We start from the raw sequence: 8,818 nt of genomic DNA, 5'->3' as shown, positions 1-8,818 counted from the left end.
CCCGGGAGGATTCACCGGGCGGCCCTGTGCGATGAGCACGGGGCTTTCTGCGTTCCGGGTGCATTCACCCGCGGCGCTCAGAGCTCCTCGCCGGCCCGCAGTCGTGCCGTGAGCGCGCGGGTGAGTCGGCGGCGCAGCCGGCCGTGCTCCGTGCCCTGCTCCCGAAGGCGCGCGTGCACGGCGTCGGCATGGGTGGGCTTCTCCGAGTCGGGGAGAGCGAGGAAGTCGCACAGCAGCGGCTCCAAGCGCCCGGTGAGGGCGAGCACGAGCTCCTGGGTCTCCACGGGCCGTGTGCGCTGCAGGCGAGTCCAGGCTGGCGCGTACTCGGCGGCCTGCTCGACCATCTCCCACGCGAGGGCCCAGCTGTCCGGGCGCAGTCGGTGCCGCTCCGCGCGCAACAGCTGTCGCAGGGCGGCCACGGCCTCCTCGAGCTCGGCAGCGGCCGGGGCGCCGTCGTCGTCGGGGGAGGGGCTCGCGGAGGAACGCGGGAACGGCCACCAGCTCATGCCGGCCTCTCTCGGATTCGCGGGGTGCGCAGAGGTCTCACGCGTGCGATTCTGCCCCGCATCTCGGTTTGGCGGCACCCGGTGTGGCTGGTATAGTCGCTCTCTGTTGGATTCAGGTCTGAGACCTCCAACGGGGTGTGGCGCAGCTTGGTAGCGCGCGTCGTTCGGGACGACGAGGCCGCAGGTTCAAATCCTGTCACCCCGACCAGAAGGAGCCCCCGCCGGATCGGCGGGGGCTCTTCTCGTCTCCGGGTGCGGTGCGTCAGCCCTGGCGGGACTCCAGGAACTGCAGATGCTCGGGCCGCGCCGGGTCCACTTCGCCGGCCACGTCGTCGTGTTTGTCCACCCAGGCCTTCACGTACGGGCACACGGGGACGATCCGGCGGCCCGCGGCCACGGTGTCCTTCAACGCCTCGCGTACGAGGATCGAGGCCAGGCCCCGGCCCTGGTACGCGTGGTCGACCTTGGTGTGCGGGAAGATCCGCTGGGCCGGGCCGTCGGCGGTGTCGTCGTCGATCGCCACCGTGAAGCCGGCCACCGTGCCCGCGTCATCGACGACGATCTCGTACCTCTCCCCGTTCTTGCGGACCTGCGGGTGCTCCAGGCTGGGGGTCTGCTCGGACATGGTCGATCCTCTCGTTCCTGGGTGGACCCCGCCGCCGGGCCGGCGGCGGGGAAGGGGTCAGCCGTCCCGGCGCCGCACGGGGTGATGGGACAGGATCGAGATGCGGTTCGTCAGGTTGATCACCATCGCGACCCACTGCACGGCCGCGTACTGGGCGTCCGTGAGCACGGCGGCCGTGGAGGCCTGCACGTAGTTCAGCTGCTCCTGCTCGGGGAGGTCCGTGGCCGCCTCGGCGAGCTCGAGCGCGGCGCGCTCCTGCTCCGAGTACACGGCCCCTGCCTCACGCCATGCCGGCAGCAGCCCCATGCGCTGCACGCTCAGACCGGCGTCGGCGCCCTGGCGGGTGTGCCGGTCCAGGCAGAACACGCAGCCGTTGAGCTGGGAGACCCGGAGGTTCACGAGCTCCACGAGCTGCCGGTCCAGCCCGGCCTGCTCGGCGGCGGCGCGCGCGGCCGAGACCAGCGGCCCGACCGCGTGCCACGCCTCGGGCACGGCCTTGTCGAGGAAGAACGCGAGGGGGTTCTGACGGGGTGCGGGGGTGTCAGCGGCGGTCATGGTCCTTCACTGTCTCGCAGAACGGAACGGTGGGCCAGGGACCGGGTGCCCGGCCCGGACGAGCTTCCGGCTCAGATCCGGCCCCGATCGGCTCAGAATCGGCCGGACGAGCCCGCCCCGGAGAACGAGCCGCCCGAGGATCCGTAGCCGGTCCTCGGAGGAGCTGGACTGCGCCTGGCGGTGGTCCTGGACGGACCGCTCGCCGGCCTGGTGGCCCGTGGTGAAGGCCACCACCGTCCAGTAGGCATCCGCCGGCAGCGCGGAGTCCAGGATCGAGCCGCGCGCGGACCGGACCGGGCCACGGTGCGTGCGCAGCTCGTCGCGCAGCAGCTCACGCTCGGCCTCGTCCTTGCCGAACGCCGCCACCTCGGCGTCGGCGAGGGCGGAGACGAGCCCGGTCAGGCGACGCCGCAGCGCGTCCAGCTCGTCCAACGCCGCGGCCGGGGTCAGGCGCTCGTCCTGCAGGTCCGCACCCAGCGCCTCGAGCCGGTCCTGGGCCTCGGTGCGGAAGGACTCCAGCGCGGCGACCGCGGACCGGACGGGCCCGGCGGAGCCGACGGAGGAGGCCAGCGTGCCGACGGCGTCCAGGTCGGCCCGCAGCGGGGCGGTCTGCTGGTCCCACGCCGCCGGCCACCCCGGGTGGCGGTTGAGGAAGGTGTTCGCCGCGGCCACGGCGTCGTCGAGGCGGTCGAGCTCACGGGCGCGGTCCCGGACGTCCTCCGCGGCCCGGGCATGCTCCGTGCGATGCAGGCTGCGCTCCGGCAGGGCCTCGAGGCGGTCCAGCTCCACCGACGCGTCGAGCGCCTGGCGCCGGAAGTTGCGGAAGCGCTCCATCAGCGCGGCCGCGTGGGGCGAGTCCTCGGGCACCGTGGACGCGTTCACCTCGGTGGCGTCCATCTCCAGGGTGACGGAGGTCAGGTGGGTGCGGGCCTCGGCCAGCAGGTCGGCCGGCCGGCGGCGGCGACGCCGTCGGCTCGCGAGTGCCGCGGCCGCGGCGCCGCCGCCCGCCACACCGACGATCCCCGCGCCGAACCACAGTTCGGGAGCCTGCCACCAGGGGCGCCCGATCAGCTCGGCGGCGGCGTCCGTCACCTCCACGACCGTGTCCGTCCACCGGGCCGCACGGGCCGCCTCGTGTCCGGCCTCGCGCACCTCCCGCAGCCGGTCCGTGCTGAGCATCCGGTCCTCGCCCACGTACACCCCGATCAACCGGTTGTCCGGGTCGAGCGCCACGATCACGAGGCCGTCGGCCCATTTCTGGCCGTCCGCGCTGAGCCAGTCCGGGTGCTCCGCGCGAGCCCGCTCGAGCACCCGCCCGTTGAACGCCTGAGACGCGCGGTCGTCGTCCAGTGCGGACAGGTCCGGGCCGCGCTCGGTGACCACGGCGACGCGGGTCGGCTCCCGGAACTCGATCCCCGCCAGGTCACGGCGCAGCTGGGCGAGGTCGATCACGCCCGCGTCATCCACGAGCTCCACCTGGTCCCAGGCCACGGCGTGGGCCTGCGGCGCGGCGGCGCCCGTGACCCCCGCCGTGACCGGCAGGGCGACGACGGTGGCGGACGCCGCCGGCCCGGTGAGGGCGGCGGCGGACAGGGCGACCGCGGTGAGCGTGCGGCGGGCGGTGCGGTGCGTCGGACGGGTCACGGGGGCCTCCTGGGAGGGTCGGCGGTCCCGCCCAGCGTAGGCACCGCAGGGCGGGCGGCGCCTCAGCCGGTGGGCGCGTCGGCGAGCAGCGCGGCGAGCCGGCCGACGTCGTGCGCGGTGCCGAACCCCGCCGCCCCCGGCTCGAGGACCCCGGCCCGGTCGAGGCCCGTGTAGGGGACCGCGTCGAAGCCCATCGCGGTGACGAGGGCCACCACCGTGTCGCGCGCGGCGGCGACCGCGGCCGGCTCGGGCGCCGCGTCAGTCCGCTCGGTGCCCACCGCGAGGGCGCGGCGCGGGGCCGTGGCGCGCCCGGCGTCCTCCAGGTCGTGGTGCGAGATCTCCGAGAACGCACGCACGACGGGCACGCGCAGTCCCGCGGCGGCCCAGCGCGCGGCGATTCGGACGGAGCCGGGCGAGCCGTCGTCGTCGTCGAGCCACGCCGGGACGGGCTCGCCCGGCCACGTGTTGGTCAGGTCCACCACGGCGCGCGTGGCCGGCCCGGCGAGGGTGAGCGGGTCGACGTCGTCGAGCGCTTCGCGCGGCACGGCCACGACGACGAGCTCCGCCTCCGCCGCCAGGTCCTCGGCCGACACGGCGACGGCCTCGGGCGCGTAGATCGTCAGGTGGCGCTGGACCGCCGCGGGGCGCCGCGTGCCCGCGACCATCACCCGCGGGGCGGCCGTGCCCGGGGAGAGGCGGGGGATGCGCGCGATCGCCCGTGCCAGCGCGGTGCCCGCCCGCCCCGCACCGAGGACGCCGACGACGCGGGGCAGGGCGTCCGCCGGCGCCGCAGCCTCAGACGAGCTCATTGCGCTGGCGTCCCAGCCCGGTGATCTCCACCTCGACGACGTCGTCCGGACGCAGCCACGGGCGGCGGCCCTCGGCGTCCCGGCGGGCCAGGGCGACCCCCGCGGGCGTGCCGGTCAGGATCAGGTCGCCCGGGTTCAGGGTGATCAGCTGCGAGGCGTAGGAGACCAGCTCGGCGGGGGAGAAGACGACGTCGGCGACCCTGTCCTCCTGACGCAGCTCGCCGTTGACGTGCGTGAGGACGCGCGCATCCGCCGAGAACTCGTCCGGGGTGACCAGCCACGGACCCACGGGCGTCGAGGCCTCCCACACCTTGCCCTGCAGCCACTCGGAGGTGCGGCCCTGGAAGCCGCGCATGGAGATGTCGTTGGCCACCGCGTAGCCCGCGATGTGCTCCGGGGCGTCCTCGACGGCGATGCGTCGGCCCGGCTCCCCGACCACGATGCACAGCTCGCCCTCGTAGTCGACCCGGTGGTCCTCCTCGGGGACCTCGATCGGGTCCAGTGCACCCGTGAGGGACTGCGGGAACTTCGCGAACAGCGTCGGATGCTCGGGGCGATCCAGGCCCGTCTCGTCGATGTGGTTCGTGTAGTTCAGGCCCACGCAGAACACCTTGGTGGGGAAGGGCACGAGCGTGTCGTAGACGAGGCCGGAGGTGTCCAGCAGGAGGGACCGGTCGGCCTGCGCCGCGCGGAGGGCACCCTCCACCATCTCCCGCTGCTCCTCCGGCGTGGCGGTGAGGTACTCGCCGACGTCGCGACAGTCCGGCAGGGCGACGGCGCGCACGGCGACCTCGGGGTCCTCGGGGTGCACGGAGGTGATGACCGCGGCGAACGTGGCGCCGGGGTAGGCGGCGTCGGAGTCGGGCTGGCGGAACGTGGCGAGCTTCATGGACCCATCCCATCACAGGGCGGCGGGTCCGGACCCGGGGCGGGCGGACGTGAGACGGTGAGGCCATGAGCACAGCCCCCACGCATCCGCCGCTCGACCTCGACCCGACTCCGGCCACCCCGATCGTCCTCGGGACCATGGCCTGGGGGTCCGTTCCCCCGCCGCCCCCGGACGCCGACCCGGGGGCGAGGCCGGAGGGGCCCGCGGGCGAAGCGCAGGCCGAGGCGGCCGTGGAGCGTGCCCGCCGCGCCCTGCGTGCCGGGATCGAGGCCGGCGTCGACCTGCTGGACACCGCGGACATCTACGGGGCCGGCCGCTCCGAGGAGACCGTCGGCCGGCTGCTGCACGAGCTGCCCTACGAGGAGCGCTCCGCCCTGAAGGTGCAGACCAAGTGCGGGATCGTCCTGCACGAGACGGACCCGGCGGGGCGGCGCCTGACCCGCTACGACTCCTCGCCCGAGCACGTGCGCGCCTCGCTGGAGGGCTCGCTGGCCCGCCTCGGCGAGCAGCGCGTGGACACCCTGATCATCCACCGGCCCGACGTCCTCACGCCCGTGGCCGACACCGTGCGCGCCTTCCTCGACGCGCGGGAGGCGGGCCTGGTCGGCAAGCTGGGCGTCTCCAACCTCGGCGTGGGCCGCGTCCTCGAGTTCCAGCGCGAGCTCGAGAGCCAGGCGGCGGACGGGACCGGGCTGGCGTGCGTCCAGGTCGAGCTCGGCCTGCACCACCGCACCCTCGTGGAGGCGGTCGTGCTCGCCAACCACCCGGACGCCCCCGCGGACGCCGACGCCGGGCGCCTCGGCCCGGTGTGCGCGGCCGAGGGGATCGAGCTGCAGGCCTGGGGTCCGCTGGGGCAGGGTCGGTTCAGCTCCGGCGACGACGGCGCGGCCGGCGCCGTCGGCGAGGTCGCAGCGGAGCTGGGCGGCAGCCGGGAGGCCGTGGTGCTCGCCTGGCTGCTGCGCCTGCCGTGGGACGTGCGGCCCGTGATCGGCACCCAGGACCCGGAACGCGTCGCCGCGTGCGCCGAGGCGGCCGCCGCGGCCGAGGCGATGGACTCCGCGCAGTGGCACCGCCTGTGGACCGCGGCACGCGGCGCCGGCCTGCCCTGAGCAACCCGCAGACGTGAGGGATGTCACACTGGGGGCATGACCTTCGCGCCCGTCAACCTCTTCACCCCCTGGCTCGCCTACTGGGCGGCCGCCCTCGCGCTCGTCGTCGGCGGCATCCTGCTGGTCGCCGGGATCTGGCGCGAGCGCCGGCACCGGCGGCACGCTGACGAGCACGGACGCAACACCGAGGTGGACGTCCTGGACAACACCCGGCTGCAGCGCCGGGTGGGGGCCGTGATGCTGGCGGTCGCGGCCGTGCTGGCCGGCGTGGGTGTGGGGACGCACCTGGCGGGGCTGGACACGCTGCGTCAGAACCTGACGGCCAAGTACGGCTACACCTCGATCGAGCGCATCCGCCAGTCCGGCACGGGGTTCATCATCGACCTCACCCAGCCGGACGGGACCGTCCTGCGGGACGAGATGGTCCTGGTCGACCCCTCGGGCGAGCCCTTCGTCGGCGAGGACATCTTCCACAACCCGCCGGAGAAGTACGAGGACCTGCCGCTGCGTCCGGCCCCGTGACCGCGCCCGCCGCCGTCCGCCGGGCCTGATGCCGCGTCGGGGGCCTCTGTTAGCGTCGCCGCGTGAGCACCTCGACCGTCCGTTCCGCCCCCGCGTCCACCTACCGGCTCCAGGTCAGCCCGGATCTGCCGCTGGAGTCCGTGGCCGGGCTCGTGCCCTATCTGCGGCGCCTGGGCGTGGACTGGCTCTACCTCTCGCCGCTGCTCGAGGCCGAGCCCGGCTCCGACCACGGGTACGACGTCGTGGACCCCACGCGGCTGGACGCCGCCCGCGGCGGGGCCGAGGGACTGGACGCGGTCGCGCGCGCCGCGCACGAGGCGGGCATGGGCGTGCTCGTCGACATCGTGCCGAACCACGTGGGCGTGGCCACGCCCCAGGCCAATCCGGCGTGGTGGGACGTGCTCACCCACGGTCCCGAGGCGGCGCATGCGGCGTGGTTCGACGTGGACTGGGCGGCCGGCGGCGGGTCTCTACTCATCCCCGTCCTGGGGGACGGTCCTGACGGGGACGCGGACGCGGAGCTGAACCGTCTCGTCGTCGACGAGGGTCGCCTGCGCTACTGGGACAACGTCTACCCCCTCGCCCCCGGATCGCTCGAGGCGGCCGAGGCGGAGACCGGGCTACGCGCCGCGGAGGTCTTCGCGGAGGCGGACCCGGCGAGTGAGCCGACCGCGGAGCAGGCCCGCCTGGCCCGCGCCGTGCACGAGCGCCAGCACTACCGGCTGGTCGGCTGGCGCCGCGGCGACGCCGAGCTGAACTACCGCCGCTTCTTCACCGTCACCACGCTCGCGGGCGTCCGGGTGGACGAGCCCGAGGTCTTCGACGCCGTCCACGCCGAACCCGCCCGCTGGGTCCGCGAAGGGCTCGTGGACGGGCTGCGCGTGGACCACCCGGACGGCCTGGCGGACCCGGCTGGCTACGCGCGGCGCCTGCGCTCCCACGTGCTCCCGGAGGGCTACCTCGTGGTGGAGAAGATCCTCGAGCCCGGCGAGGCGCTGCCCGCGGACTGGCCCGTGGACGGGACCACCGGCTACGACGCGCTCGGCGAGGTCGAACGCGTCTTCATGCACCCCGAGGCCGCGGGCGATGCGGCCGAGGACGCGCGCCGTCGTCGGGAGTGGGACGAGGTCGTGGTGCGAGCCAAGCACGACGTGGCCACCGGCTCCCTCGCGACCGAGACCGCCCGGCTGGTCCGGGAGGTCCGCGCCGTGCACGCCCTCGGTGCCCACCCGGACGAGGACGTGGCCGCCGCGTTCGCCGCCGTGCTCGCCCGCCTGCCGGTGTACCGCACCTACCTGCCCGTCGGCCTGGCCGTGCTCGAGGGCGCGCTGGCGGACGCGGCCGAGGCGGAGCCGGCCCTCGCCGCCGTGCTCGGCGACCTGCGGCCCGAGCTGACCGACCCGGACTCGCCCGTGGCCCGCCGGTTCCAGCAGACCTCTGGCATGGTGATGGCCAAGGGCGTCGAGGACCGGTCCTTCTACCGGTACACCCGGTGGGCCAACCTGAACGAGGTCGGCGGAGACCCCTCCCACGTCGCCCTGTCCCTGGCCGACTTCCACGCCGCCCAGCAGGCGCGCCAGGCCGCCTGGCCGACGGCCATGACCACCCTGAGCACCCACGACACCAAGCGCGGCGAGGACGTGCGCGCCCGCATCGCCGTGCTCGCCGAGGAGCCCGACCGCTGGGCCGCCGAGCTCGCCGAGCTGAGGCGCCTCCACCCGCTCGGCCACCCCGACGCCGAGCGGCTGCTCTGGGAGTCCATCGTGGGCGTCTGGCCCACGGACGGCACCGCACCGGAGGAGGAGCGGATCCTCGGCTTCCTGCAGAAGGCCTCCCGCGAGGCGGCCCTGGCCACCACCTGGACGGGCCAGGACCCCGAGTTCGAGGCCCGGCTCGCCGCGCTCGCCGCCGCCGTCACCTCCCCCGAGGGGCCTGCCCGGGGCGTGCTGCAGGCCGTCGCGGACCGCATCGCCGAGCCCGGCCTGGTGGTCCAGCTCGGCCACAAGCTCGTCCAGCTCGCCGCCCCCGGCGTCCCCGACGTCTACCAGGGCACGGAGGTGCCCTTCCCCACCCTCGTGGACCCGGACAACCGCCGCCCCGTGGACTTCGCGGCCCGGGCCGACCTGCTGGACCGCCTCGACGCCGGCCACACGCCCGGC

General features: G+C 75.2%; 9 protein-coding genes and 1 tRNA gene. 4 read left to right on the top strand and 6 right to left on the bottom strand.

Annotated elements, in window-relative coordinates; translation table 11 throughout:
- Positions 1–77 precede the first annotated feature (77 nt).
- Positions 78–506: a hypothetical protein gene (locus ACFI33_RS11490; protein ID WP_095347254.1), complete on the bottom strand. Its 429-nt coding sequence runs from the start codon at positions 504–506 to the stop codon at positions 78–80.
- 131 nt (positions 507–637) lie between these two features.
- Between ACFI33_RS11490 and ACFI33_RS11485 the strand changes: the two genes are divergently transcribed.
- Positions 638–714, top strand: a tRNA-Pro gene (locus ACFI33_RS11485).
- A 54-nt stretch (positions 715–768) separates the two neighbouring features.
- On the opposite strand, the gene ACFI33_RS11480 is transcribed toward ACFI33_RS11485, so the two are convergent.
- From ACFI33_RS11480 to ACFI33_RS11460, 5 genes are all read right to left on the bottom strand, one after another.
- A complete protein-coding gene (locus tag ACFI33_RS11480) occupies positions 769–1,131 on the bottom strand; it encodes a GNAT family N-acetyltransferase (RefSeq protein ID WP_127435539.1) in 363 nt (120 codons plus the stop codon).
- 57 nt (positions 1,132–1,188) lie between these two features.
- Positions 1,189–1,686, bottom strand: a complete 498-nt coding sequence (locus tag ACFI33_RS11475; RefSeq protein WP_462624038.1) for a carboxymuconolactone decarboxylase family protein — start codon at positions 1,684–1,686, stop codon at positions 1,189–1,191.
- 6 nt (positions 1,687–1,692) lie between these two features.
- Complete coding sequence (locus tag ACFI33_RS11470; RefSeq protein ID WP_336575369.1) at positions 1,693–3,330, bottom strand: DUF5129 domain-containing protein; 1,638 nt, start codon at positions 3,328–3,330, stop codon at positions 1,693–1,695.
- Between the two features lie 62 nt (positions 3,331–3,392).
- Positions 3,393–4,139, bottom strand: coding sequence for an NADPH-dependent F420 reductase (locus ACFI33_RS11465; RefSeq protein ID WP_036315942.1), 747 nt, complete (start codon positions 4,137–4,139; stop codon positions 3,393–3,395).
- Positions 4,126–5,028: a fumarylacetoacetate hydrolase family protein gene (locus tag ACFI33_RS11460; RefSeq protein WP_036315940.1), complete on the bottom strand. Its 903-nt coding sequence runs from the start codon at positions 5,026–5,028 to the stop codon at positions 4,126–4,128. The genes ACFI33_RS11465 and ACFI33_RS11460 overlap by 14 nt, the downstream gene beginning before the upstream one ends.
- A gap of 65 nt (positions 5,029–5,093) precedes the next feature.
- Here ACFI33_RS11460 and ACFI33_RS11455 point away from each other — a divergent pair, with 65 nt between their 5' ends.
- The 3 genes from ACFI33_RS11455 to treY all read left to right on the top strand — a co-directional run.
- Positions 5,094–6,137 carry an aldo/keto reductase gene (locus ACFI33_RS11455; RefSeq protein ID WP_036315938.1) on the top strand — a complete coding sequence of 348 codons (1,044 nt, stop codon included), beginning with the start codon at positions 5,094–5,096 and terminating at the stop codon, positions 6,135–6,137.
- Positions 6,138–6,173: 36 nt separating this feature from the next.
- On the top strand, positions 6,174–6,659 hold the full coding sequence (locus tag ACFI33_RS11450) for a hypothetical protein (protein ID WP_036315935.1): 486 nt from the start codon (positions 6,174–6,176) through the stop codon (positions 6,657–6,659).
- Between the two features lie 62 nt (positions 6,660–6,721).
- Positions 6,722–8,818: malto-oligosyltrehalose synthase (treY, locus tag ACFI33_RS11445; RefSeq protein ID WP_462624036.1), on the top strand; the 2,097-nt coding region annotated here is incomplete at its 3' end.

This window comes from Micrococcus sp. PSi08 (genome assembly GCF_054960655.1).
Note: the sequence above shows the minus strand (reverse complement) of the source record. Positions and strands in the feature narration are given on the sequence as shown.

Bases quoted from the DNA above. Each gene is read 5' to 3' on its own strand.
- ACFI33_RS11475 (WP_462624038.1), bottom strand. From the start codon at position 1,686: ATGACCGCCGCTGACACCCCCGCACCCCGTCAGAACCCCCTCGCGTTC.
- ACFI33_RS11450 (WP_036315935.1), top strand. From the start codon at position 6,174: ATGACCTTCGCGCCCGTCAACCTCTTCACCCCCTGGCTCGCCTACTGG.
- ACFI33_RS11480 (WP_127435539.1), bottom strand. From the start codon at position 1,131: ATGTCCGAGCAGACCCCCAGCCTGGAGCACCCGCAGGTCCGCAAGAAC.
- ACFI33_RS11490 (WP_095347254.1), bottom strand. From the start codon at position 506: ATGAGCTGGTGGCCGTTCCCGCGTTCCTCCGCGAGCCCCTCCCCCGAC.
- ACFI33_RS11460 (WP_036315940.1), bottom strand. From the start codon at position 5,028: ATGAAGCTCGCCACGTTCCGCCAGCCCGACTCCGACGCCGCCTACCCC.
- ACFI33_RS11455 (WP_036315938.1), top strand. From the start codon at position 5,094: ATGAGCACAGCCCCCACGCATCCGCCGCTCGACCTCGACCCGACTCCG.
- ACFI33_RS11465 (WP_036315942.1), bottom strand. From the start codon at position 4,139: ATGAGCTCGTCTGAGGCTGCGGCGCCGGCGGACGCCCTGCCCCGCGTC.